30 protein-coding genes and 1 CRISPR repeat array are annotated in these 21672 nt (G+C 60.8%); of the genes, 2 read left to right on the top strand and 28 right to left on the bottom strand.

What is annotated here, in order from left to right:
• Positions 1-6 precede the first annotated feature (6 nt).
• From PZA18_RS10565 to PZA18_RS10545, 5 genes are all read right to left on the bottom strand, one after another.
• Complete coding sequence (locus PZA18_RS10565; protein WP_284100807.1) at positions 7-327, bottom strand: DUF1799 domain-containing protein; 321 nt, start codon at positions 325-327, stop codon at positions 7-9.
• Positions 270-704 carry a hypothetical protein gene (locus tag PZA18_RS10560; protein WP_284100806.1) on the bottom strand — a complete coding sequence of 145 codons (435 nt, stop codon included), beginning with the start codon at positions 702-704 and terminating at the stop codon, positions 270-272. Before PZA18_RS10560 ends, PZA18_RS10565 begins: the two co-directional genes overlap by 58 nt.
• Before the next feature lie 73 nt (positions 705-777).
• Entirely contained in the window at positions 778-1692 is a 915-nt protein-coding gene (locus PZA18_RS10555; RefSeq protein WP_284100805.1) for a phage tail tube protein, read from the bottom strand.
• An 18-nt stretch (positions 1693-1710) separates the two neighbouring features.
• On the bottom strand, positions 1711-2154 hold the full coding sequence (locus tag PZA18_RS10550; RefSeq protein WP_284100804.1) for a phage tail terminator protein: 444 nt from the start codon (positions 2152-2154) through the stop codon (positions 1711-1713).
• Positions 2154-2570 carry a gp436 family protein gene (locus PZA18_RS10545; RefSeq protein ID WP_284100803.1) on the bottom strand — a complete coding sequence of 139 codons (417 nt, stop codon included), beginning with the start codon at positions 2568-2570 and terminating at the stop codon, positions 2154-2156. The genes PZA18_RS10550 and PZA18_RS10545 overlap by 1 nt, the downstream gene beginning before the upstream one ends.
• Before the next feature lie 270 nt (positions 2571-2840).
• Here PZA18_RS10545 and PZA18_RS10540 point away from each other — a divergent pair, with 270 nt between their 5' ends.
• Positions 2841-3662 (top strand): hypothetical protein, encoded by an 822-nt coding sequence (locus PZA18_RS10540; RefSeq protein WP_284100802.1) that lies wholly within the window; start codon positions 2841-2843, stop codon positions 3660-3662.
• Positions 3663-3744: 82 nt separating this feature from the next.
• On the opposite strand, the gene PZA18_RS25460 is transcribed toward PZA18_RS10540, so the two are convergent.
• Positions 3745-3990: a major capsid protein gene (locus PZA18_RS25460; protein WP_407951182.1), complete on the bottom strand. Its 246-nt coding sequence runs from the start codon at positions 3988-3990 to the stop codon at positions 3745-3747.
• Between the two features lie 92 nt (positions 3991-4082).
• Here PZA18_RS25460 and PZA18_RS10530 point away from each other — a divergent pair, with 92 nt between their 5' ends.
• Positions 4083-4559 carry a DUF1353 domain-containing protein gene (locus tag PZA18_RS10530; RefSeq protein WP_284100801.1) on the top strand — a complete coding sequence of 159 codons (477 nt, stop codon included), beginning with the start codon at positions 4083-4085 and terminating at the stop codon, positions 4557-4559.
• Between the two features lie 63 nt (positions 4560-4622).
• On the opposite strand, the gene PZA18_RS10525 is transcribed toward PZA18_RS10530, so the two are convergent.
• From PZA18_RS10525 to PZA18_RS10420, 22 genes are all read right to left on the bottom strand, one after another.
• The gene (locus PZA18_RS10525) at positions 4623-5618 is read right to left on the bottom strand and encodes a major capsid protein (protein ID WP_284100800.1); all 996 of its coding nucleotides are present in this window, start codon (positions 5616-5618) and stop codon (positions 4623-4625) included.
• 43 nt (positions 5619-5661) lie between these two features.
• Positions 5662-6021, bottom strand: a complete 360-nt coding sequence (locus PZA18_RS10520; protein WP_284100799.1) for a head decoration protein — start codon at positions 6019-6021, stop codon at positions 5662-5664.
• Positions 6022-6054: 33 nt separating this feature from the next.
• Complete coding sequence (locus PZA18_RS10515) at positions 6055-7044, bottom strand: phage protease (RefSeq protein WP_284100798.1); 990 nt, start codon at positions 7042-7044, stop codon at positions 6055-6057.
• 234 nt (positions 7045-7278) lie between these two features.
• Positions 7279-7898: direct repeats of the CRISPR family, unit length 37 nt; unit sequence GTCACAGCTACAAGGCCGCTGTGATGGCCGGTGAAAC.
• 185 nt (positions 7899-8083) lie between these two features.
• Positions 8084-9979: a zinc ribbon domain-containing protein gene (locus PZA18_RS10510; RefSeq protein WP_284100797.1), complete on the bottom strand. Its 1896-nt coding sequence runs from the start codon at positions 9977-9979 to the stop codon at positions 8084-8086.
• 19 nt (positions 9980-9998) lie between these two features.
• Positions 9999-10478, bottom strand: coding sequence for a hypothetical protein (locus tag PZA18_RS10505; protein WP_284100796.1), 480 nt, complete (start codon positions 10476-10478; stop codon positions 9999-10001).
• Positions 10475-10963, bottom strand: a complete 489-nt coding sequence (locus tag PZA18_RS10500; protein WP_284100795.1) for a phage virion morphogenesis protein — start codon at positions 10961-10963, stop codon at positions 10475-10477. The genes PZA18_RS10505 and PZA18_RS10500 overlap by 4 nt, the downstream gene beginning before the upstream one ends.
• The gene (locus tag PZA18_RS10495; protein ID WP_284100794.1) at positions 10948-12282 is read right to left on the bottom strand and encodes a phage head morphogenesis protein; all 1335 of its coding nucleotides are present in this window, start codon (positions 12280-12282) and stop codon (positions 10948-10950) included. The genes PZA18_RS10500 and PZA18_RS10495 overlap by 16 nt, the downstream gene beginning before the upstream one ends.
• Positions 12279-13862: a DUF935 domain-containing protein gene (locus tag PZA18_RS10490; protein ID WP_284100793.1), complete on the bottom strand. Its 1584-nt coding sequence runs from the start codon at positions 13860-13862 to the stop codon at positions 12279-12281. The genes PZA18_RS10495 and PZA18_RS10490 overlap by 4 nt, the downstream gene beginning before the upstream one ends.
• Entirely contained in the window at positions 13862-15619 is a 1758-nt protein-coding gene (locus tag PZA18_RS10485; protein WP_308447361.1) for a hypothetical protein, read from the bottom strand. The genes PZA18_RS10490 and PZA18_RS10485 overlap by 1 nt, the downstream gene beginning before the upstream one ends.
• Positions 15606-16061, bottom strand: a complete 456-nt coding sequence (locus PZA18_RS10480; RefSeq protein ID WP_284100792.1) for a DUF1804 family protein — start codon at positions 16059-16061, stop codon at positions 15606-15608. The genes PZA18_RS10485 and PZA18_RS10480 overlap by 14 nt, the downstream gene beginning before the upstream one ends.
• A 46-nt stretch (positions 16062-16107) precedes the next feature.
• A complete protein-coding gene (locus PZA18_RS10475; RefSeq protein ID WP_284100791.1) occupies positions 16108-16452 on the bottom strand; it encodes a VpaChn25_0724 family phage protein in 345 nt (114 codons plus the stop codon).
• Position 16453: 1 nt separating this feature from the next.
• Positions 16454-16861, bottom strand: a complete 408-nt coding sequence (locus PZA18_RS10470; protein ID WP_284100790.1) for a hypothetical protein — start codon at positions 16859-16861, stop codon at positions 16454-16456.
• On the bottom strand, positions 16858-17067 hold the full coding sequence (locus tag PZA18_RS10465) for a TraR/DksA C4-type zinc finger protein (RefSeq protein WP_284100789.1): 210 nt from the start codon (positions 17065-17067) through the stop codon (positions 16858-16860). Before PZA18_RS10465 ends, PZA18_RS10470 begins: the two co-directional genes overlap by 4 nt.
• 25 nt (positions 17068-17092) lie before the next feature.
• Positions 17093-17413: a hypothetical protein gene (locus PZA18_RS10460; protein WP_284100788.1), complete on the bottom strand. Its 321-nt coding sequence runs from the start codon at positions 17411-17413 to the stop codon at positions 17093-17095.
• A complete protein-coding gene (locus PZA18_RS10455) occupies positions 17406-18017 on the bottom strand; it encodes a hypothetical protein (RefSeq protein ID WP_284100787.1) in 612 nt (203 codons plus the stop codon). Before PZA18_RS10455 ends, PZA18_RS10460 begins: the two co-directional genes overlap by 8 nt.
• A complete protein-coding gene (locus tag PZA18_RS10450; protein ID WP_284100786.1) occupies positions 18011-18208 on the bottom strand; it encodes a hypothetical protein in 198 nt (65 codons plus the stop codon). Before PZA18_RS10450 ends, PZA18_RS10455 begins: the two co-directional genes overlap by 7 nt.
• Entirely contained in the window at positions 18205-18930 is a 726-nt protein-coding gene (locus tag PZA18_RS10445; RefSeq protein ID WP_284100785.1) for a transglycosylase SLT domain-containing protein, read from the bottom strand. Before PZA18_RS10445 ends, PZA18_RS10450 begins: the two co-directional genes overlap by 4 nt.
• Before the next feature lie 2 nt (positions 18931-18932).
• On the bottom strand, positions 18933-19304 hold the full coding sequence (locus tag PZA18_RS10440; RefSeq protein ID WP_284100784.1) for a putative holin: 372 nt from the start codon (positions 19302-19304) through the stop codon (positions 18933-18935).
• Between the two features lie 121 nt (positions 19305-19425).
• Entirely contained in the window at positions 19426-20268 is an 843-nt protein-coding gene (locus tag PZA18_RS10435; protein ID WP_284100783.1) for a DUF4238 domain-containing protein, read from the bottom strand.
• Between the two features lie 34 nt (positions 20269-20302).
• Positions 20303-20746: a Mor transcription activator family protein gene (locus tag PZA18_RS10430; RefSeq protein WP_284100782.1), complete on the bottom strand. Its 444-nt coding sequence runs from the start codon at positions 20744-20746 to the stop codon at positions 20303-20305.
• Positions 20736-21191 carry a gp16 family protein gene (locus PZA18_RS10425; protein ID WP_284100781.1) on the bottom strand — a complete coding sequence of 152 codons (456 nt, stop codon included), beginning with the start codon at positions 21189-21191 and terminating at the stop codon, positions 20736-20738. Before PZA18_RS10425 ends, PZA18_RS10430 begins: the two co-directional genes overlap by 11 nt.
• 2 nt (positions 21192-21193) lie before the next feature.
• Complete coding sequence (locus tag PZA18_RS10420) at positions 21194-21625, bottom strand: hypothetical protein (RefSeq protein ID WP_284100780.1); 432 nt, start codon at positions 21623-21625, stop codon at positions 21194-21196.
• Positions 21626-21672 lie beyond the last annotated feature (47 nt).

Here is a 21672-nt window from a genome sequence, read left to right as displayed (position 1 = left end):
GATCAGTTAGCGCTCGTTCAGAAATGGAAGTGCGGCGGATTCGAGTACTTCGAGTTGCGCTAGCAGTTCGGGCCGGTCATTCACGGTAATGCCCAGCAACCGGGCTTTGCTTTCCAGCTGCTGCCAGTCCAGCCCCGCGTAGGCCAGGCCACCCAGACCGCCGCCAATCAGTCGCCAGGGACAGCGGCAGAACAGGAGGAAGGCGTCGCCATGTTCCGGCCACAGCTCGACCTCGCCCTCGCCGCTGGCCCAGGCGCGGGCGGCGGCGGTTAGTTTTTTGTGGCAAGCGCCGGTTGGCCACTGCGCCAGTCGGTGTAGGCCCGCCATAGCGCCAGGCGGAATTGGCCGCCCTCGGCCGATTCAAACAGCCGATGCAGGGCGGCGACACGTTCGGGCTGGCTACCACTGGGCATCGGGCTGCCGTGTGCATCTTCTATGACGAGGTTGTCGCTCCAGCCCGTTAAGATGCGGCTAAACAGCTCGGCGTCGCGTTGCTGGTACTCCCAATCGGTGGCGCCGTCGCCGAGCTTTGGAAACTCGGCATCCAGCTGTAAGCCTTCTGGCAACGTCAGACGGGCAAACCAGACGTCGAACTGGAAGGCGGATTGTTCACCGCCATCAGTCAGGAGTTTGATCGTGACGGGCCAGCGGATCGGCTGAGGTTTGGCGGCGATGACGATGCGGGCTTGTTGGGTGTTGCTCATGGGATGATCCTTTCAGTTCAGAAGTCGGTTATGAATGGGTAATCAGGAACCGGGCCGCCGCCCGGCCCGAGGGTCAGGCCGCTGCTTGCAGCAGGCGGTAATAAGCGCTGTCGCCGCTGCCTTCGCCACTGCGCAGCACCTTGCCGGACAGCTCCAGCGCGGCAAATTCGTCGCCGATCAGGGGTAAATTCTTGGTGGCGCCGAACTTGGCCAGCGCTACCGACACCACCACCGGGCTATCACTATCGGCTTCGTTCATGCCTTCAAAATGCAAGGACCAGTCGCGGGCACCGTGGCTCAGCGCGTCGATGCTGAACTGGGCCGGCCGGTCATAGCTCAGTTCCAGCGGGGTCAGGTCATCAATGCTGCTGCCAGCCGGGAAACTGATACCGGCAGCACTGGCCACAAAGTCGGTGCCAGCCACATAGGTCGTGGCGGTGTAATTGCCTTCGCATTTCCAGGTGATGCCACCATCGACCACGGTGTCATTGGTGGTGGTCGGCCAGGTTGGCACGACGGCCGCCGAGGTACCGGCCACCGTCACCACATAGCTCTTGCTGCCGGCCTTAATGCGGGCACCAAGGGCATAAGCCGTATTGGCGGTCCAGGCGGGCGGGGTCGCGGATTTGAGTACGGCACTGGCCGGGTTGATCAGGCAGGGCGTCGGCACAAAGCCGCCCTTGGCTGCCTGTAAGCTCAGAGTCTGGTTGCTGCTGGCGGTCAGCGCGTCCACGTCACCATGAATGCAGCGCGCCAGGTTGTCGGGGCTGAAGATGCGCAAGGACAGCGCAATCTCCACCCCCTCAATCCGGGTGTGATAAGCGGCCGTGCCGCCACCTGAGTGCTGGTAATCAGGCAGCTCCATGGTTTTTTCGTTATGGGTGAATTCGAGCTTGGAACAGTTGCCCACCTCGAAGTAGCGATCAGTGCCGGCTTGCGCCAGCCGGACAATGCCCTTGCCAATGAAGCTGCGTTTACGTTGGGTCATGGTAGGTCTCCAGGAAGGTCAATCAGGGTCGGTCGGGAGGAATACCCCGAGTTCAAACAGCAGGGGGAAGTAAGCAAAGTCGTCGGTCAGAATGGGCGCCGGGCCGGTGACCTGTTGCAGCGCCTGGGCACCTCGGGCGGGTTTCCAGCCGCTCAGGCGCCGGATCAGACGCGGCAGCAGCTGGCCGGCTTCGGCGTGCAAGCCGCTGCCGGACTGCAGGTCGGCGACACTGCGCACCGTCAACACCACCAGCCAGCGCTGGAACACTTGCTGACAATCCCCCCCGCTACTGCCGATGCGGTCACCGCCATACAGCACATACACCGCCGGCACTGCCTGCGCCTGTTCCTGCACGTCCACCAGATCACGGCCGCCAGCCACGCTGGCCACGCCAGCGACCCCTTGTAGCCGCTGGATCAGCAGGGGGCCGGCGGCCAGCCAGTCCTCCAGAAACGGGTTCATCAATAGCCCTCCAGCGTGTTGCGGCTGAAGCGGCGCGGCTGACCCGTGAAGCTGGCGCGACCCGGTACCGTGGCTGACTCGGCCTGCGCGGCAATGCCGGGGTCTACTTCGCCACGGGCGACCCGGCGCAACCAGCTGACGGCCTGGGCGTATTCTGCGGCGATCAGTTCGGTGGTCTTGCCGGCCGCCACGCTGAGCCGATAGCGCGATATTTGGCACGCCACCCGCTCGATGCTGGCGGGTACCTCGGCCAGCGGCAGCCGGTAACGCACGCGCAGGGCATCGTCGATTTCGGCGGTCGCATCGGCGATGGCCCGCGCCAGCCGCTCGGGCGATGGCGTGCCACGGTCGAGTTGCCAGGCAGCGATTTCGCTGGCGCCGTAACGTTCAATCAGGGTGGATTCGGTGCAGTACATGCCGCCTATTGTGGCGACGGGGGGATGGGCGGATCAGGCGGAAGGGGTTCAGTAGAGGAATCCGATCTATTTGAATAGTGGATATACTCTAACTCAATAGCTCCTATGTAAAATAATGAAAAAATATTTCAAAATCAGAGGTGTTTGTTTAAAATCTCACGCCTGCATCCCTTTTGGTCGCCTGCTTGTCGTCTTGCGAAATATTTCGACATTAAGCAATTTAGTTAGATTGCAAACCTATCCTTGTTTTGCATTTTATTTAAAGGAATAATGATTGTGTTTATTTATTGGGGAACAAAAAAAGTTGTTCGTATTCTTGGTCATGTGGCCGATTTTTGCCCTGCCTGCCGTAAGATAGCGCGTTTTGAATTGGCTCGGGTTGGCATGGCATCGCATGTTTATGGAATCGCCAATGGGCAGGGGAAATTAATCGGGCATCAGGCCATGTGCATGACCTGTGAGAGTCTGATTGGAGTCAATATTGATAACTATCAGAATATTTTGGATAAACCCATTAATGCGCCCGATATGGAAAGTTTGATTGAACAAACCTTCCCAAATATTATGGAGGCATACAAAGAGCGTCTTGACTTGGAAGCCAGGCTGGCTCGCGGGTTGGAATTCATTTCAGATGAAGAAAGAATGTCTCTCATTATGGAGCCATTTAACCTGGTAGCAAATACAGTAGAAGAAAGATTCTCGCAGACACATATTGATCTCTACGTAGTGGCAAGTTTGCTATTTACTATAGCGGGGCCTGCTCTGATTGTTAATCTATTGCAAGCTATTGGGCTTAGCACAATTCCAGTCGCTGAATTGAGCTTGTCTATCATGATTATTGGTATCGTTGCAGTGATTTATAACGGGCTTAAGAGTAAAGGCAGATATCTTCGCCGGGAGATATATCCGAAGCTGGCGCGAGCACTACAACCATTCAAGCCAACGGAGTCGGAGTTAAAAGCGGTGCTGGCCTGGTTTAAGAAGTCTGGCTATGTGATGCCAAAAAAAATGAATCTGAAGGATTTGGTCCAAACCATTCGAGTCTATGCGCCTGACGACCCGGCAGGGTTGCGGGGGAGCGTTAGACTCTAAAGGTTTAGCTGACCACGAGTGATACTTACTGAGGACAAAGGCCGCTTATGCGGCCTTTGTCCTATCCACCCAGGCTTTTCCATCACGCCGCCCCGCGCTTCAACTGAATCACCGCCCGGGGCCGGGTGCAGAGGTTGGGCGGGTTGGATTGGGCTTCCAGTGATAGCCCTTTGTCGTTGGCCAGTGGCCAGATTTTGGCGTAGTACGGCAGGCCCAGAGTGTTGACCGTTTCCAGATAATCAGCCGGGGCAAAGCGGGTGATGAACAGGCCGGAGACGCCCTCCGGTATCGCATAGGCTTCGTCATTGCCGATGAAGGCTGCACGGATTCCGCTGCTGACATGTGAAGCATAAATAGGAACTAGACTTCAAACACAGGGGAATACCTAGAAGCGCGTTCATTCACCAGGAGGAATATCCAATGCCAACAGCACAACCCCATCTCAGCCCAATGCCAACCAAAGAGCACTACCTGCTCATTGCTGATTACACCATTACCGCGTATGGCCAAACCATTACGGTCCCCCGCTTCTTTCACTACGACGGTGCTTCGGTGCCCGCCATCGCCTGGCAAGCCACCTACGAGCCGTTTCATCCGGACGTCATGGCTGCGGCCCTTGTCCACGACTGGCTCTACTATGTTCATCACGCCAATCAAACACCCATAGATCGTGATCTGGCAGATAACATCCTTGAAACCTTATTCCGGCAAAACGGGGTGTCTTATGTGAAGCTACAGATGATGATGGCGGCAGTACGAATGGCGGGGTATTTAGTCTGGGACAACAGCGCTGAAAACAAAGCGGTGTTAAAGCATGTTTTTACTGCGCTCAAGGCCGACGGTGAGACAGAACCCGGCATCTGGCAAAAGTATTGCCTTCGCCCTGATATGTTCTAGCCAGTTCCTGAAACACAAAGGCCGCTTACGCGGCCTTTGTCCTATCCACCCAGGCTTACGCCATCACGCCGCCCCGCGCTTCAACTGAATCACCGCCCGTGGCCGGGTGCAGAGGTTGAGCGGGTTGGATTGGGCTTCCAGTGATAGCCCTTTGTCGTTGGCCATTGGCCAGACTTTTGCGTAGTACGGCAGGCCCAGGGTGTTGACCGTTTCCAGATAATCGGCCGGGGCAAAGCGGGTGATGAACAGGCCGGAGACGCCCTCGGGGATGGCATACGCTTCGTCATTGCCAATGAAGGCGGCGCTGCCGACCTTGCCGCGATAACGCTCCCAGGTGAGGCCGCCAAAGTCGAAGCTGTCACGCGGGTCACCGCGCAGAGCGGCGGCTTGCTGGGTATTCAGATAGGTCTCTTTGATCGATTTGTTGCTGATCAGATCCCGCCAGAACTGGGCGCCACACAACACCCGCGCCCCGCTGAAGCTGGTCCCGCCCAGCTCATTTTCCATCGCTTCCTGAATATCCAGACATTTGCCACGCTGATCAGTGCCGGCCGTTGATAGATCCATCGGTACAACTTGGCGAGTGACACCAAAGCGGGCAAACAGGTCGAACAGCACCGTAGTGGCGTCGGCATCCAGAATCTGCCCCTTGATGGCACCGATGCGGTGCCATTCAATCGTCGCATCCAGATTGCGGCGTTTGGCCGCCAGCTTTTGATCGCGCACCACGCTGATCTGCTGGGTCTCACTGGCTGAACCGAAGGCCCGCACGTTCTGGATGGACTCAGCCAGAAAGCTATCGTCCTGTTGCAGATGCGGCACTTTGAAGGTTTCCAGCCAGCGTTTATCACCGCCGGCAGTCTGGCCGGGGCCGCCGCGTGGGCTGGACTGCACCAGCTCCAGCAAGCCATTGCTGTATTCAATATCCACTGAGGTAGTGGTAATGCCTTCCTCTTCAAACACTCTCAGCTCGCCAATTCGGCCGGGTACATGCGGCTGGGCATTGATGGCGGCGGTCAGTTCTTCAAGAGTGAAGCCGTCGGGGAGGACGAGGGGCATGGCAGATCCTTTCTTATATAAGGTACAGGTGTCGCGGGAGCGCTCAGTCGCGCACGATCAGATAGCTTTCGGCCAGCTTGGCGCGGGCGGCAGTGAGCTGCGGGGCGGTGATGCCGGGCTTGAAGATCAGCTCATCGGCTTTCAGCTCAGCCAGGCGCAGCACGGCGACGGCCTTGGTATCGGCGGCGGTGGCATCGGTGTCGGCATAGAGGATGGCAACGGCGTTTTTCTCGCTGGTACTGGCGGCCGGGTCATGCAGCACATAAGCTCCGGCGGCATTCTTGCCGAGTACGCTATTGGCACTCAGCTTCTGGCCTGCAGCAATGGTCACAACATCGCGGGAAATCAGCCCGACTTCGGACAGAATCGCCGAGCCGGTAGCGGGGGGCAGAACACGGGGCATGGTGAACTCCTGTGAGCGTTGGGGGCCGGCCGTTCAGCGGCGGGCCTGGTAGATGGCGGCGGTGTCGAGGCGGTGGGCACTACTGATCGGTGGTGTCGAGACCGGACCAGCCGGGCTGACAATCGCTGGTTGCTGGTTCAGATACTGCCGAAAGCCAACCAAGTCGCGGCTGGCATAGGCCCGCGCCCAGCCCTCCTGCACGGGCGCTAGCTTGCCGGCCGTCATGGCTTCACGGATCAGCGTCTCGGCCTCGCCTTGCTGGCTGGCGGTTTCCAGCGTCTGCAGGCGTTGCGCCACCCGGTCGTACTCGGTGCGTGGAACCGTGGCGGTAATCACGGCATGGGCCACGCTTTCCAGTGGCGCATCCACGGCCAGGTTCAAGGCTTGCCGCATCTGCGCCACGCTGGTGGTCTGACCTTTGTAGGCGTTCACTACCTGCTGCAGCTGCTGGGCGATGTCATCGTCGGTACAGGTTTCGGGCAGGCTCAGCTGACAGATCAGCCGGCCGCGCCACTCGTCTTTATTGATGCCGGACATGGTGTGCTCCTGGGAATGACCCGCCAGACGGCGGGCAATGGCGGTGAGGTAAAGGTTCGGGTCGTTAGTGAGGCCGGCCATCTGCAACAACATGACGCGGCCGGCCGGGTCGTGGTCGAACACCGGCGACAGATAGCGGTACTCGCGGTTCTGAATGAACCCAGCCGCCCGCGTGGTCCACTCGACCTGACCCCACAGGCCATCCGGCCGGCAATCCAGCGCATGAATCCAGCCGGCAGCGGGCGCAGGCTGGCCGTTGTCGGGCGCGTACAGGGTCTGGTGTTCGTAGTCGATGGGCAGCGGCTTGCCCCAGCTGGCAAATGCCGCCAGTACGGGGCCGGCGTCAGCATCCAACCGGTACGGTCCGCGCCCATCGCGTCCGCTGAAGGTGCCAGCCGGCAGCAGATGGACCCATTCGGGCAAGGCCGCATCCAGCTGCACGGCGTGCGCGGCTTGCGATAGTAGGGAATCAGGGTTCGGTTTCATGCCGCACAGTCTGCGGCGTGGCGGGGGGTGAGCTAAGGCGGAAGGGGTTCAGTAGTGGCCGGGAGGCTGGGGCAGGCGGAACATGATGCAGGAAGGGCCGGAAAAGGCCGTTAGAAGGGCGTTAGTGGCTGCCGGAAGCGGCAAGGCCAAGGGGATGGCTCATTGGTTTGCAATAAAGCGGCTGTGAGGGCCGGTGAATCCCGCCTTTTTTTCGAAGCGCGAGTCATATATCACGTCACAGCTACAAGGCCGCTGTGATGGCCGGTGAAACTGGTTTTCCGGTCATGCCCTGTTTTCTCGCACAGCCCCTGTCACAGCTACAAGGCCGCTGTGATGGCCGGTGAAACAGTGCTGGGCAAGCCCAGCAAGGTTGACGTGAAGTGGTCACAGCTACAAGGCCGCTGTGATGGCCGGTGAAACGATTATGACGTACCAGCGTACACATCTGATGGTCGAGTCACAGCTACAAGGCCGCTGTGATGGCCGGTGAAACGTGGAGGCCAATCTTGTGCTGATTGATGACGTTGGGTCACAGCTACAAGGCCGCTGTGATGGCCGGTGAAACCACTTTCTAGCCCTGCAGGCGGAAAAGGACTACCTGTCACAGCTACAAGGCCGCTGTGATGGCCGGTGAAACTGACAATGACCTAGCAAAGAATGTAATTAACACCAGTCACAGCTACAAGGCCGCTGTGATGGCCGGTGAAACGCGCTCAGGGCTATCGAATATCAACTTGCTTATACTGTCACAGCTACAAGGCCGCTGTGATGGCCGGTGAAACCCGTGGCGTCAAGGTATCCATCCCGCTGCTGAAATGTCACAGCTACAAGGCCGCTGTGATGGCCGGTGAAACCCTTTCACTATAACCCCTTCTTCTACTAGCCCAAATCCCTGCATTTGCGCCGACCCTTTCCGGATGTCAGCAGGATGGCAGTAGCGGCTGGCGGGCATCACTCCAAAGTCCTTCCCTATCAATAGCTTGCCGGATGCGCGAACCGGCCGGGTTTTTGCAATCGATACCGGTTCGCGCAATCTGCTTTATTCATCGCGGGTTTCCGCCTCCGGGCCCTTATCATCTTTGTCTTTGTCTTTGTCCTTCCAGCGTGCCTGCTGTCGTTTCTGCCGAGAATCGGCCCGTTTCGCCAAAGCCTCCGTTTTGGCTCGATTGGCCTCGACGTATTGGTAGCGGATCTCTTGCTGCCGCCTGTCTGCCTGCTGATAACAGACCGCTGCCGCATTGTGCTCGCGGTCCGTCACCGCACCACAATCAGGGTTCTGGCAATGCACGGCACGGGCGGCTGGCTCGGGCGGCTCGGCCTTGCCCTGGCAGTAAGCGCAGGTTTTACTGGTGCGGCCCTTGATGTCGGCAATGATCGTACCGTGTCGGGCCGCTGCCCATTCCAATGCCTGTCGCAATTCATAGAGTGAGGCGCGCACCCGGCCAGCGCGGGCACGTGCCCCCAGCTTGTTGTGCGCGCCGGTTTCCTCGTCTTTCACTTTGGCGGTCTGTTCCAGGTCGGGGGTATCGATGACAATGACCTCGTAACGCCGTGCCAGATCCAGCGCCCATTGCTGATACAGCTTGCGGCGGGCATTGCGGGTGCGGCGGGCCAGATGGCTGGAAGCCTGCCACAACAGGCGGTCGGTCTGGCGCCAGGCCTCCAGCCGGGCCAGCCAGTCCGGCAGATAGTCCGGGCAGTGCTGGCGCCAGGCCAGAACCAGCATCGCCAGCTGGCCGGGGGCGACATATTGCGGCTTGGGCACGCGCTTGATCTTGGCCAGCCGCTCGGCAATCGGCTCGGGCGCATGGCACCAATCTACTGCGCGCAGTTCCGGTACCAGCTCATCACGCAGGGCATCGCGTCGGGATTTCAGTTCATCGGCATGATCGAATTGCTGGTCCAGCTCGGGCGGCAGACGCAGGATTTCTGCCAGACCTGGATCGGCGTTATCGGTTTTGCCGGCAATGCGGCGGCCGTCATCCTCGTCGTAGTACCAGCCAAAATCCAGCGCGACCAGCGGCTGGCGGTCCTCCGGCACAGGCTGTTGCAGCGGCTGGTTCAGATGCAGGGAAAACTGCAAGTAGTACCGCCGGTCCTTACCGATCCGTCGCTCAATCAGGCGCGCCCGCTGGATTTTCGCGCCCTCGGGCAGGGGGCGATGATATTGCAGGGTGCCGGTAATCTGTTGCTTGCGCTCACCGGCCCCGATGCGGAATTCAAAGGGATAGTAGTGGCGGCTACCTGCCTCGCCAGCCAGCAGCTTGATTTCGCTGTGACGACCAGCCAGCAGATCGCCAATCGACACCGCCCCGCTGGCAAACTGCAGTTCGACCATCTGCTGCACAATTTCGGAGGCATGATGAAAACGCGGCAGCTTGAAGCGGGGCCAGGTTTTACGGAACGCCTGAATGGCGGATTTGATCACCAGATTGGCAGTGGCCCAGCCCAAGCCCTCGTCCACCGCCTGGCAGCGCGTCGTGTAGATCGGGCAGCCTTTGCGCTCGGCCAGCTGATCCAGAAACTGGGCATTCAGCTGCGCGCTATGGGTCTTGCGGGCGGCGTGCATCAATTCGTAATAACGTTTCCATAAGCCCTGCCGTTCGGTGGCGATTTTCTTCAGGGATTCCCGATCATCTGCCGCCTTGGCCTCCTTCCAGCGGGCAGTCACCAGCTCCAGCTGCTGCCGCAGGCTGACCACCTCCGGCCCTGCCTGCCGCTCCAGCCAATGGATCGCCGCCTGCAGGGTGTCGCGGATCTGGGCAACGATGGCGTTGTAGCTGTGGTGCGCCTGCCAGAATTGCTGCTGCAAAGCGCAGTCCTGCTGCGTGCCATCTTCCAGCACCTGCGACCGTAGGTGCTCCTTGTCGATACGGATGCCGTATTCGTAGATCAGCGACTCAATCGGGCCGGCGCCGGTGACAGAGAGCTTCATAACCAGATGATTTGAAAGCCTAGTTATCAATTAAAAAATTCGGGCTATGTTTGTTGCCAGACATGGGGTCAACCTGCTTGCAGGCAGCAATCTCCGTGCTGCCTACCTCAAAACCGGGCAGATCCAGCAAGAACCTTCTCTGATTTAGGGTGTTTTGTGTGGTCAATCGGACAAAGACATCGCCTCGCTCGGGCACGTATACCTTGAGCCCGTCCCCTTCATGCTTGTAGCGCTTACTCAGAACCATTTCAACGGTGTGGACGCCTGCAGCCACTTCAAAGGCCATGTAGCCACCATTTTGCAGCGTTGCATATTCAGTGCCATCAAGCTTGATACCAGGGGAGATAAGGACGTTGGCCATGATCTGCGGTCGGTAAATATACAGGGCGCCGCTATTCGGACTTGAGGTCTTCAATATCGAAAAGGCCGGCCCCGAGGCCGCGCATCCAGCCAGCCACAGAGCGACCGCCAACCAAAGCAGAATGCTCTTCAGTTTCATCGTGCGCCTCCTTCAATGAACCGTTGAAGTATAGCCACGACTTCGCCCTCATCCCCCAGCCCCAATGTTCCGGTGATTGGATCACCCAGCAACATGCCCCGCCGGGGCATGCGTTGGGTGCCGAATTCGTGGTAGGCCGCATAGGGCTTACCGAAGCCGATCAGCACGCTTTGGCCTTCTACCTGGTAGTTGAGCGAATCCAGCATTTCGCCGGTGCGTTGCAGTAGCGTGCCCCGGCTGTGGAGCTGGCCGGTTTTCGGGTGGCGGTCCTGCCTGGCGTAGCGTTTGGCAGTGCTGGCGGCATGTGGCGCCCAGGCTTGGCGGTTCGGGTCTTTGCGGGTCTCGAAGCGTTGGCGGATGGCGGATTCGAGAATCGCACCGATGGCATGCAGGGCCGGATCGAGGTCATTGGTGCGCTGGGCCAGCTGCTGCAAGACCTGGCGAATGCCGGTATCGGCGACTGTTACGGTTAATCCCCCTGCCATAGAGCCCCTCCAATCAATAACTGGCCCGTCTGGGCCATCTGCGCTGCTTCGGCCGGGGTGGTGGTCTGCAATGCCAGCAGGACCAAGGCACCGTCGCTGCCCGTGGCCAATTCGGCCTGATACAGCTTGCCGTCGATCTGCCGCCACAGCAGCCAGCGCGGGCCGATCTGTACCAGCTGTTGCGGCGCGGCGATCAGCGCCGGCAACTGGGCGTAGTCGGCCGGGCTCAGCGGGGCCGGTTGCGCCAACTGGGCGATCAGCTGCGGGTCACCCAGCCGGACCACTGGCGGGGCTGCGCCGAGGTGTGGCCGCAGCGGGGGCGGGACCACGGCCACGCCGCGCACCTCACCCCGGCCCAGTTCGGTTTGCAGCTGTTGCACGCGGGCAGCGGGGCTGAGGGCGGCCAGTCGTTCGTCAGCCTCGGCGGTGGCGATAGCGCTTTGTAGTTGCTTGTGCCAACGGCCAAAGTCGCCGCTGTCGAAGAAGTCACGCACATGCGCCTGCGCCAAGGCCGGGGCGGCCTGATCCAGCTTGCCGAGCAAGGCGGCGGATTGACTGGCGGCACGGGCCTGCGCTTGACCGGGGTTGTAGCCGAAACCGGGGTCGATGCCGACCGGCACCCGCCGTACTTCGCCGGTGCGGGTATTGGTCCAGTCGGCCCATTCGATGATGGGTGCCTCGGTGCGCACTGCCTCGCCGGCCTCGCGCAAATCGTTGATAGCTGACGCGCTCAGGGCATAGACGCTGCAGCGGCAGCGCCAGCCATTCGGCGGGGCGTGGGTCTGCCAGAACGGATGATCGACCGGCAGGGTCAGGCCATGCCAGCTGCGGTGCGAGGCCCGCACCCGCTCATCGCGCCGGGTCACATAACGCACATAAGGCAGCACGGCCTTGTTTTGCTCGATGCGCGCCCAGCGGCCCACCGCGTAGGCTTGACGGGTATTGACCTCGTAAATCGTCTGCAACCGGCGCGGGCTGCCGAGTTGGGCTTCCACCAGCTCACCGCTTAACGGATCGGGTAGCAGTTTCTTGCCCCACCAGCCTTCGCGCTCCAGCAGCGGCTTCAGCCGGGCGGTGAATTCCGCCAGGCCGCTACCGTCGCGGACCGCCTCGACTAAGGCGGCTTGCACCGCCTGCAGCAAATCCAGCCGCGCCATCTTCGCCACCACCAGCGCCCGGTTGTGCTCTTCCTGCCAGAGTTCCTGCCAGTCGAAGCTGGCCAACAGGCGTTTGCCCTGCAAGTAGTCGATGGCGGCCTGCGGCGGCAAGGGTTGCAAGCGCGCATTGGGCGGCAGGGGCTGTAGATCATTACCGCTCATTCGCCCCCCAGATCGATGCCGGCACGGCCGGCCAGCAGGGCCATGAAGTCGGCCTCGGCCAGCCTTTGCGCGATGTTTGTCACATCCATCTGCGCCAGCAGCCCCGGCAGGCGGTCGCTGAATTGTTGCAGGCTGTCGCCGCGCTGCAGGCTGGCGGCCAGCTCGGCCACCAGCGGATGGGTCAGCGGCTTCAGCTGCGGCTGCCAGCCTTCCAGCGCCAGTTCGGCCAAGTCGTCGAGTGGGTCGGGGGCGGGGCTGGCAGGGGTTGGCACTGTTTGCGTGCTGTGGGCGCTGCCGTACCGACGCTGGGTGGCGGGTGGCGCACCGGCTGCCGCTTGGTCCCCCAACAACACATCGCCCGCTTCCGGTGCCGGAATGGCGAACTTGTCGTACACCCACTGCCGTTTGATCGGCAGCCCCAGCTCATGCAGGGTGCGCAGATGGCCGGCCAGGGCGTTCAGGTCTTCCGGCTCCTCGAGGTCAATCCGCAGTTGCGGGTAGGCGGCTTGGGGCCCGAGGTTCAGATCGACCAGCGGGCGCAGCAGATCGCGGCTCAGGCTGGCGGCCAGTCCGGCAGCATCGGCCTTCACGATGTCGAGCCGCACCTCGTTATGCACCTGCCCCAGGGCATAAGCGCCACCCCCGGACTGACTGGTATTGGTGGCCAGGGTCTGGCCGAGTACGACCTTGGACACCTGCCGGTCCATATAGCTGACCAGCCGCTCGTACAGATCCGCACTGGCGGCCTTGCCGCTGTTCTCTTTGAATTCGATCAGCATCGAGTCGGGAATGACGGCCGCCGCATCGGTACCGATGCCGCGCACCGCTTCAATCAGGGTGGCTATATCGTCATCGGTGGCGGTCGGGCCGTATTTACCGAGGCGCAGCGGCTGGCCATAGACCTCGGCGAAGGTCAGCCAGTCCTTGATCGAGTAATTGCTGAACAGATAGGCCCAGGCCACCGGCCGCGCCAGACCGCCCCGAATCGGCAGGCCCGACTTGGCCGCTGCCCGGTGCTGGATGAATTTGTAAGGTGCCAGCGGCAGACCATCCGGCGCTCGTTCATCGCGTAACAGCAAGGTGCGGCCATCGGCCCGTGCAAACTGAAACCAGCGCGGGTCGCGCCATTCGAGCGCACGCGGCAGCCATTGCTTGCCGCTGGTATCCCAGTCGATTTCCAGCACCGAGAAGCCCTTGCCGACCGCATCCAGCAGATCCGGCAGGCGAGCCTGGATCAGCGGCAGGCACTGGCGAACCAACAAGGCGGCGGCCTCGGCGGTCTTGTCTTCGCCGGCCGGCAGCACCTGCACCGCCAGCCCGGCCACCGCCCGCTTGCGGGTCGCCAGCTCCGAGCTGTAATGCAGATACTTCTCTTCCATCTCTTCGGCCAGCGCCAGATAGCCGGCCGCGTTGCCACCCTCGGCATTGCGTAACAGCTGGGCCAGCCGTTCCGGCGTCAGCCCGGACGACACCGAAGCCCCCACCGGCTGGCGGACCCCGGTCAGGGTCGGGTTGGCAATGGGTTGGCGCAGGGCCGCCAGATCAATCGGCCGGCCGTTCACATCGACGAGCTTGGCCATTACCAGGTTCCTCTTGAGAAGCGTTGGCCATTGGCCCGTGGTACACGGTGGAAGGCGATGGTCTGTTGCCCTTCGGTAACCAGATGCCACAACCAATACAAGGCACACAGGCCGTCGTAATGATGGCCACTCTGCTTCTCCGGCCAACTGTCCAGCTCAGCCAGTAACAGGGTCAGCGCCGGGCTGATCAGAATGCACGGCGCAAAGGCATCGGTAATAAAGGGCTCCAGCGAATCAATCCTTACCTCCTGCGGCACCGTGGCGGTGAGGCCGATCAAGGGCAGGGCCACCCCCTGTTCCAGCCCGGCTTTGATGAAGGTCTGGCGCGAATGCTCGAACGCACCGTTGTTTTCAAAGGCAATCGCCTGGGTACGATGGGTGCGCTGCAAGGCAATCAGGTCGGCTTCCAGCTTGGACGGCACCCGCCGCTTGATCTCGGCCTCGACCACATGCAGCTGACCTTTTAGCCGGTCCCAGCCCCCCACCAGCAGAGCCGACGGGTCCGAGCTTTCCCCCTTGCCCATTGACGGGTCACAACTGCCGAACATCAGCCAGTTGGGCAGACGCTGTACCCAGAAGGTGATTTTGCTGAACACCTTGTCTTCATCACTGCGCGGCTCGCCCTGCATTTCGGTGCCAAAGGCACGGGGTGCCTTGGCCCGTTGCCGCATCAACCAGAACAGGCTGCGCACGGCTGGCCAGGAAATAACGGCCCCTTCATCCATCTGCGCCTGATGCTCTAAATAAAAGCGATACGAGGGGAACGCCTGTTCCGGCAGCGCCTGCCCGCTGTGGGCGGCCACTTCCTGCGCGGTTTTGTCCGCATTCAGCATCAGCCCCTGGCATTGCGCCCACAGGTCCATATGGGTCGGTAGCTGCTCGATGGCGCGGAAGTGGTGCACCACATGGCCAATGGTGCGTTTAGCCCGGCTGATGGGGTCGTCCTTATCCAGCACGGTACCGACACCCAGATATTTCACGCTGCCATCTGGCGGCCCGAGGTAATCAATCGCCTTGCTCAGCCAGTCCCAGCGGTTATTGCGCTCGGTCGGGCTCTTGGCCTCGGCATCGGTAATCAGGTCATCACCCAGCAACAGCTTGGGCCGGCTGGCGCCGTGAAACGTCCCCCGGATCGCCTGCTCGGCGCCGAAGGGTTCGACCTTGACCCCGGTGCGGCTGATGAACTCGCCGACCTTCCACATGGGTCCCCGGCCGCAGGCTTCCGGGAAGTCCAGCGCCAGCGCGGCATTCACGGTCAATTCAGTCTTGACCACTTCCAGTAGCTTGGTCGGCAGCTTGGTTTCGGCGCCCAGCAGAATGATGTAATCGACGAAGTACGGCGGCGGGCCGTCCCAGCCGATTTCTGCGCGGATGCCGGGCTGTTGCAGCAGGGCTTGCACCACGCACCAGGTCGGCCCGACCTTGGTCAATAGCGAGGACTTGGCCTCACCCCGTGGCGCAATCCACCACTCGGTGACACCTCCAGTCTGGCGCAATAGCTGCGGGTAGCGCAGGCAGAAATGCGCCTGGAACCGCGATGGCTCGCCCCGTACATGGTGCGGGAAATAGGTATAGGCGAAGAATTGAAAGTCGCCCTGCAATACGCGCCGGCGCCGTTCTCTTATGGCGGCCGGTGACGGGTCCAGCCCGGACTGGTGGGCCTCGATGTCTTTCTTCAGCTCGCCGACCAGCTTGCCCAGCTCTTCGCGGAAGTCTTTGGACGATAGCTGGCGGGCAATATCCTTATCCATAGGCACGGGCCACCTCTTCGCCAAACGGCTGCAATACCTCAGCCAGGGCGCCGGTATGCTGCGGATACTGGTCGCGCACAAACTGCACCAGGCGCTGGATGACATCCATGGCCGTGGCGAGTTGACTGGTCTCCGGCATCAGGCGTTTGCTGGTCGATAACAGCTTGTTGTAGGAATCGGCGAGGCTGGCCAGCGCCTTGGCCTTGGCGGCAGCGGGCATATCGGCTTCGTTGGTGATGGCATCCAGCGTGGCATTGACCTGCAATACCGTCAGTGCCAGCGTCTGCCGTGCCACCTCCTCCAGGCCACCGCCGGCAATCAGATGGGCACCGCGTGCCTTGTCCCAGTCGTCGCCTACCTCCTTGGCATGGCTTTTCCAGCGTCGGGCCGTGGCATCGGACACGCCCTGTAAGGCGGCGGCAGCGGACAAGTCCAGTCCATCGAACACATACGATTTCCGCACCAGGCGTTTTGTGTCTTCGCCGTGGGCCATCTCAGTACCCGCCCAGCGCTTTGGCCAGATTGATGCCGGTGGTAGCCAAGGCCGACGACAGCGAGCCCACTTCAGTCGGGGTGGGGCGGGCGATGCCGGGGATATGGGTACGGCCCATGGCCACGTCTACGCCACGATCCTTGGCAATCGCCAGGTCATTGGCACCGAGTTCGATGCAGCCTTGTTCCGTTAGCCAGCTTAAATCGGTACGCAAGCGGTCCAGACTCAGCACATGACCGACCGATTCCAGTATGTCGCGCAAGGGTCGTATCGGCAGCCGGTACTGGGCAGAAATGGACAGGGCCACCAGAATGGCGCGACGACGGTTCGCTTCCTGCAGGTCCATATCAGCCCTCCAGCATCTTGCGGTGAATTAAGGAAACCGTTACGGCTACCCCTTGGAACTCGCCCCTCAGCCCGGCGATATTGGCGGCAATCTCATCAATCCGGGAATGCACCTGATTCAGATCATCCTTGGTGGGGGCAGCTGCCAGCGCGGCCTCCATCCGGCCGATGCGCTCGCTCAGCCGCTCATCCACCCGCTGCATTTCGTCGATTTCGTCAGCCTGACGGGTTTCCAGCCGGTCCAACCGGGTCGCCAGCTCGACCTTGCGTTCCGAATCGGTCTTGTCGCGGGCGGCGAATCGTTCGTCCAAGCGTCGGTCGTACTGCCCGACCAAAACCCGCCCGACCGCCCACACGCCACCCACCAGGGCGACCACCAGACCTAACAGAATCTGCCAACTGGGCATCATGGTTTGCTCCTTTGCTCACGTCGGATTTGACAAGCAATGCAGGTCACGACGCCGGGCACCGCAAGACGCCGCGCTTCGGGTATCGGCTCGCCGCAGTCGTCGCAATCGGTGGCCGATGGCCTGGGTGGGGCGGCCTGCTGTTGCCGGGTCAGGTGATAGCTGCGGTGCTCGTATTCGAGTTCGGCCGCAAGGTCTAGCTGGTCCACAGGTTTCCTCCTGGTGTTATGGATGTTAGAAGCTGGTGCAATCGGTACTGCTGGTTGAATTTTCGAAGCACGTACTAGAAGAGAAGCCGCTACTATCGCTTTGGATGGCGTAGCTGGATGGGCTGAGCGACGAACAGGGCTCAACGCTTGGCGCACTTACCCAGACCTCTCGCACATCATCGCAATGCACTGGCTTGGGCGGGCTATCCGGTTGCGGAGTGGGTTGGAAATAACGGCGTCCTCCGCAATGCGGGCAGGCCAGATCGCGCTTGCCGGCGATGATCCGATCTGCCAGCTCATGCTGAGAATTGCATTGGGTGCATTGAACAATCTCCCGACTAGTCATGGCTGTCCTCCGATGTCTGGCTAGTTAACAGGTCAAGCAATCGATCACGTTGGGCAGCGGTCGCTTGGCACCAACTGGCAAGGTCTTCGCTGTGGGCGCGAAGGTCGGCGAGACTGACGCCGCTGGTGGCGAGGTCGTCCAGTAGCCCGGCCTCAGGGCTGGCGGCGGCAGCGGTTTGGCTTGTAAGCTGGCCGGTATTGGTGACAGGGTCGGACAGGCCGAAAGCTGCGTTGTAGTCGCGCAGCCAGCCGTTAGGAATAGTGCAGACAACAGGCACAGCGGCAACGGCCGGAGTCGGTCGGTAGACGGTCGAAACATGGGATACCCTTTGCAGACGTTGGCGTGAAGCGGTTTGCAGGCTGGCGAGTTGGGACAGGTGCAGGCGGGCCAACTGCTCGCCGAACTCGACCGCTGATTGATAGCGGCTGGCAGCGCGGCTGGTGGCCTCGGCTCGGGCGGTGGCCTGATCGGCGCGCAGGCGTTGCACGGTTGCTTCGCCTTGTTGTTGGCCGTAGCGATAGCCAACCCAGGCACCGCCACCACCGGCCAACACGGCTGCACCGGCAGCGATACCAACCAGCCAGCCATAAGCAGGATTCAGCATGGCTGTACCTCCGATGCCGCCAGTGGCTGCAACTGATCGCCAACCACCTGAAAACGGCCAGCATCACCACCGATGCCGGAGTAGCGAACGGTGGCAATCAATCGCCCCTCGCTATCCCGTTCCACCAACACCGCATGCGCGGTCAAGCCGTGTGCCAGCGCGTGGCCGAGCTTGTCTTGCAGGGTGCTCATATCAGCCCCCCACAGACACCCGGACCAAAGCCAGCTGCCACATAGGCCGGCTCCCACTTCAACAGAATCAAGCGCGGATAAGCAGTGTTCTCTCGGAATGCCGCACGGCTACGGCCGCTGTTGACGGTATCGAGTTGGCCGAAGTTGATGGCGGGATCAATGGCATTGCGTTGGGCCTGCGCCTCATCGCGCCGAATCCAGCCCAAGCCGCCGTTGTAGGCGCGCAAGGTCTTGGCCATTCGCTCGCAGTCATTGGCCGCGCTGACGCGCTGCCATAGCCAGTGGTCGTACTGCAGCATGGCCCGCATCGCCCAGATAGGGTGCGTCGGTTGGGGGGAGCCGAGTTCGGGCCGCACGCTCGGCAACCAGCGAGCGGTGGCGAGCATGAATTGGGCCAGACCCACCGCACCCACCGGGCTGATCGCTTCGCTACGCCAGTGGCTCTCTTGGTGAATCTGGGCGGCAAAGGTCGCCGAGGGGGCAGCCAAGCCCCAAGCGGCCTGGCTCTCGCGGATCAGCTGGGCGCGCAGCCGTAGCGCGGCCGATGGAACCTCCGCTTGTGCCTGCGGCACCAACATCACCGACAGAAACCCGCCAGCCCATAGCCAGCCCAGGCATTGCAACAGTTGATGGCGGCCAAGGGTCGGCCGCACACAATCCAGCCAGGCGGTTACCACCACACCCAGCGCCAGTACTCCCAAACACCCGGCAAGCCAGCCCATGCTTATAACCCCAGGGCAAGCGCCAGCATGGCGGCGCCGACAATCACGGCTCGCCGCAGCATGGCCAAGGCAAACAGCCAGTGATAACCCGCCGCGACTTTGATGTCGGCATCGGTCGCGCTCTTGCCCAGCCCGCACAGCAACTCGCGCCAGTTGTCGGTCTGTAAATAGTTATCAGGCCGTGAGTAGGGAAATAACCCCCGATCCAGCCAATAGCCAATCACACCAGCTAGGCACAGCAGCGAGGCTTTATGCAGGTCTACCGCCAGCTGCTGCGGGGCGACCAAGGCAATCAGCAGCAATAGCGCAGCAGCCAGCACGACCCACAGGCTCATGCGTGGCAAACGGGATAGGATGGGGTTTGATTGAGACATGCTTTCCTCCGTATAGAAAGAGCGGCCGGGGAGGCCGCTTGAAACCCGATGGCGTTCGGGTGGCTTCTGTAGGGGAAAGCTTAAAAGGCGGGAGGATTCAGGGCAGGAAGGAAGGGGTTCCCTAGCAGGGTGGCTTTCGCAAATAGCGTTCTACGAAATCGCGATGGTCTGCCGAATCAGCATAAACCTCCGCTTCTGCATCTTCGACCGTGTATCTATTTATGTCATGGGTCATTTGATCCAGATCTGACACAACCCACTCTATGGCTCTGGATGAAAATAAAAATACGCGATATGGGCTTATTGGCAGCGTGCCGGTGTACATCGGCGCATCCCAACTCAAGTCATTTTCGACCAATGGGTAGTCGCCCAATAACAAAGGCTTTTGAGTATTGATCAACTGAGAGTGCATATCATCAAAAAGCCACCCCCCGACCTTACCCATTGTTGTAGTCCAGTGAATCAGGCTGGAATTTCTTAGCCGCAGTAGCTGGTTTATATATTCCAGCCTGTTAAGGTCGCGGCCGCTGTCCCATAACCAACTACCATACTTCGGGTCCAAGAATGGACGAGCTAATTCTTCGTACAATTTCTGAGCTCGCGACCGAAAATATCTATCAACGTTGCAAGGATGGCGCGCTCTCAGCGAGGCGATGAATTTCCACCACGTAAGCTGATCTTGGTTCGATAAGTCCTGAAGTTGACAGCTTTGTAGTTTTCCCAGAACAAGGCTTGCCGGGGTATCAACTTCTCGGCCGAGCCGCTGCTCGGGCTCCGTAGCATCCCGGCCCGGCAGGTTGTGGTAGTTGGACGTATGTTTTTTGAAGCCAACCTTTCTCGGTCCCTTAGGGTCAAACACCAAACGACCATTTTTCCAGCAATAGCGCCAGAGTGTATGCCTGCTTCCGCACCAATTCTTGAGTAGGCATATCGGAACGTAGTGCTGATTTTCATAAGCAGGCATCTTTCCACCCCCACATCGATTTGGCAGAGGATGCTTAAAACAGCTCCCCCTGGGCTGACCGAACGCCAGAAGCAATCACGGTTGATTTCAGAATAACCCGTATCCGCTTGTCCGAAAGACGATGCTCCAAAGCCAGATTGGCAATAGTCTGGTTGGCGCTGAGGCTGGAGCGGTCGAAGTCGGCGCAGATCTGCTGGTCGCGGATATGCCGGAGGGCGGCGGCGCAGCGGGGCACGTAGAGCTTGTCGCCGCCGTAGTGCTTGGATAGCGCCAACGCGGCCGGCTCGCCGATGAGTTCGGCCAGTTCGGCTTGCCGGGCCTGGCCGGCGCGTAGCAGGCCCTTGGGTACGATCAGCGTGGTGCCGCCAAAGTGCTCGCACAGCTTGAGCGCGGGCGTCAGGCCCAGCAGCGATACCAGCAGCTGCGCGGTATCGGGCAGCAGGTGGCGGTAGGGTTCGAGTATGCACTTATCGTTCATCCTGACCTCCGTCTGCGCGCTGGCTGCGCCGCTGTTGGTCTACCGCCAGCGCGGCAATCAGTTTGTTCAGACCTTGACCACTGGCCCATTCAATTGCATCGACCCCGCACAGCCGCTGCAGCATCGACCGCTTGCCGGTGCTGGACCGAGTCAGGTAGGGCCAGGGCAGCTTGCGTTCGGTCAGTAGCGCTTCAATTTTGTTGAGCTGGGCTTGCCGGTTAGCGGTAACGGTCGGCTTGCGGCCGTGTTGCGTGCTGGGCTTGGGCTGAAAGCCCAGCTTGACCAGCGCGCCCAACACCTTATCCAAGCCCGTCTGGTCCAGGTCTTTGGCGCTACTAACGCCCGCCACCCGCCGCAGCAGCGCGCGATAATTGTCATCGTCCATATCGAGCTGTTTCACGGCGATATGAATCTTGCCGAGGGCGGCATTGCGGGCAGTGGCCATGTTTATCGCTCCGTGCAATAGCCGAGGCTGACCAACTCAACGTGCTGGCAGCTGCGGCGCAGATGACGGGTGAAGCTGCGGGGGCTGCCCCATTCGGGCGTCCACATTGAGTAAGTGCGGGTCACGATCTTTTGCAGATAGGCTTTCCATAGCTGGCTCGTGCCACGCTTGCGGGCCTGCTTGGCCGCGTCGTCGCGCTCGGCTTTGGAATGTAGAAAGCGTTTACGCTCAAACCAGAACTTGCGTGGTTGTTCCGCCGCGCCCTGCATCCACTCGCCATCCCCCCGACCGTCCACCCAGACCAGAATGCACACGCGCCGGCCCATCTGGATGACCCGTGCATCGACGTGATAGCCATCGGCACGCAGACTCACCCGCCCCGGCAGGTACGACAACTCGGCCTCCACCTGTTTCCATTGTTCGGTACTCAACATGCTTGCCTCCCGTTCGTAATCGCCACTCCACCGCCCCCGCGTTAACA

It is taken from the genome of Parachitinimonas caeni (assembly GCF_030129945.1).
In the GTDB taxonomy this organism is placed as follows: Bacteria; Pseudomonadota; Gammaproteobacteria; order Burkholderiales; family Chitinimonadaceae; genus Parachitinimonas; species Parachitinimonas caeni.
The sequence above is the reverse complement of the archived record's forward strand: the minus strand, read 5'-3'. Positions and strand labels throughout refer to the sequence as shown.

What these genes read in the sequence shown, in the direction of transcription:
- PZA18_RS10565 (WP_284100807.1), bottom strand. Translation starts at nt 327, where the DNA reads ATGGCGGGCCTACACCGACTGGCGCAGTGGCCAACCGGCGCTTGCCAC.
- PZA18_RS10560 (WP_284100806.1), bottom strand. Translation starts at nt 704, where the DNA reads ATGAGCAACACCCAACAAGCCCGCATCGTCATCGCCGCCAAACCTCAG.
- PZA18_RS10555 (WP_284100805.1), bottom strand. Translation starts at nt 1,692, where the DNA reads ATGACCCAACGTAAACGCAGCTTCATTGGCAAGGGCATTGTCCGGCTG.
- PZA18_RS10550 (WP_284100804.1), bottom strand. Translation starts at nt 2,154, where the DNA reads ATGAACCCGTTTCTGGAGGACTGGCTGGCCGCCGGCCCCCTGCTGATC.
- PZA18_RS10545 (WP_284100803.1), bottom strand. Translation starts at nt 2,570, where the DNA reads ATGTACTGCACCGAATCCACCCTGATTGAACGTTACGGCGCCAGCGAA.
- PZA18_RS10540 (WP_284100802.1), top strand. Translation starts at nt 2,841, where the DNA reads ATGATTGTGTTTATTTATTGGGGAACAAAAAAAGTTGTTCGTATTCTT.
- PZA18_RS10530 (WP_284100801.1), top strand. Translation starts at nt 4,083, where the DNA reads ATGCCAACAGCACAACCCCATCTCAGCCCAATGCCAACCAAAGAGCAC.
- PZA18_RS10525 (WP_284100800.1), bottom strand. Translation starts at nt 5,618, where the DNA reads ATGCCCCTCGTCCTCCCCGACGGCTTCACTCTTGAAGAACTGACCGCC.
- PZA18_RS10520 (WP_284100799.1), bottom strand. Translation starts at nt 6,021, where the DNA reads ATGCCCCGTGTTCTGCCCCCCGCTACCGGCTCGGCGATTCTGTCCGAA.
- PZA18_RS10515 (WP_284100798.1), bottom strand. Translation starts at nt 7,044, where the DNA reads ATGAAACCGAACCCTGATTCCCTACTATCGCAAGCCGCGCACGCCGTG.
- PZA18_RS10510 (WP_284100797.1), bottom strand. Translation starts at nt 9,979, where the DNA reads ATGAAGCTCTCTGTCACCGGCGCCGGCCCGATTGAGTCGCTGATCTAC.
- PZA18_RS10505 (WP_284100796.1), bottom strand. Translation starts at nt 10,478, where the DNA reads ATGAAACTGAAGAGCATTCTGCTTTGGTTGGCGGTCGCTCTGTGGCTG.
- PZA18_RS10500 (WP_284100795.1), bottom strand. Translation starts at nt 10,963, where the DNA reads ATGGCAGGGGGATTAACCGTAACAGTCGCCGATACCGGCATTCGCCAG.
- PZA18_RS10495 (WP_284100794.1), bottom strand. Translation starts at nt 12,282, where the DNA reads ATGAGCGGTAATGATCTACAGCCCCTGCCGCCCAATGCGCGCTTGCAA.
- PZA18_RS10490 (WP_284100793.1), bottom strand. Translation starts at nt 13,862, where the DNA reads ATGGCCAAGCTCGTCGATGTGAACGGCCGGCCGATTGATCTGGCGGCC.
- PZA18_RS10475 (WP_284100791.1), bottom strand. Translation starts at nt 16,452, where the DNA reads ATGGACCTGCAGGAAGCGAACCGTCGTCGCGCCATTCTGGTGGCCCTG.
- PZA18_RS10470 (WP_284100790.1), bottom strand. Translation starts at nt 16,861, where the DNA reads ATGATGCCCAGTTGGCAGATTCTGTTAGGTCTGGTGGTCGCCCTGGTG.
- PZA18_RS10460 (WP_284100788.1), bottom strand. Translation starts at nt 17,413, where the DNA reads ATGACTAGTCGGGAGATTGTTCAATGCACCCAATGCAATTCTCAGCAT.
- PZA18_RS10455 (WP_284100787.1), bottom strand. Translation starts at nt 18,017, where the DNA reads ATGCTGAATCCTGCTTATGGCTGGCTGGTTGGTATCGCTGCCGGTGCA.
- PZA18_RS10450 (WP_284100786.1), bottom strand. Translation starts at nt 18,208, where the DNA reads ATGAGCACCCTGCAAGACAAGCTCGGCCACGCGCTGGCACACGGCTTG.
- PZA18_RS10445 (WP_284100785.1), bottom strand. Translation starts at nt 18,930, where the DNA reads ATGGGCTGGCTTGCCGGGTGTTTGGGAGTACTGGCGCTGGGTGTGGTG.
- PZA18_RS10440 (WP_284100784.1), bottom strand. Translation starts at nt 19,304, where the DNA reads ATGTCTCAATCAAACCCCATCCTATCCCGTTTGCCACGCATGAGCCTG.
- PZA18_RS10435 (WP_284100783.1), bottom strand. Translation starts at nt 20,268, where the DNA reads ATGCCTGCTTATGAAAATCAGCACTACGTTCCGATATGCCTACTCAAG.
- PZA18_RS10430 (WP_284100782.1), bottom strand. Translation starts at nt 20,746, where the DNA reads ATGAACGATAAGTGCATACTCGAACCCTACCGCCACCTGCTGCCCGAT.
- PZA18_RS10425 (WP_284100781.1), bottom strand. Translation starts at nt 21,191, where the DNA reads ATGGCCACTGCCCGCAATGCCGCCCTCGGCAAGATTCATATCGCCGTG.
- PZA18_RS10420 (WP_284100780.1), bottom strand. Translation starts at nt 21,625, where the DNA reads ATGTTGAGTACCGAACAATGGAAACAGGTGGAGGCCGAGTTGTCGTAC.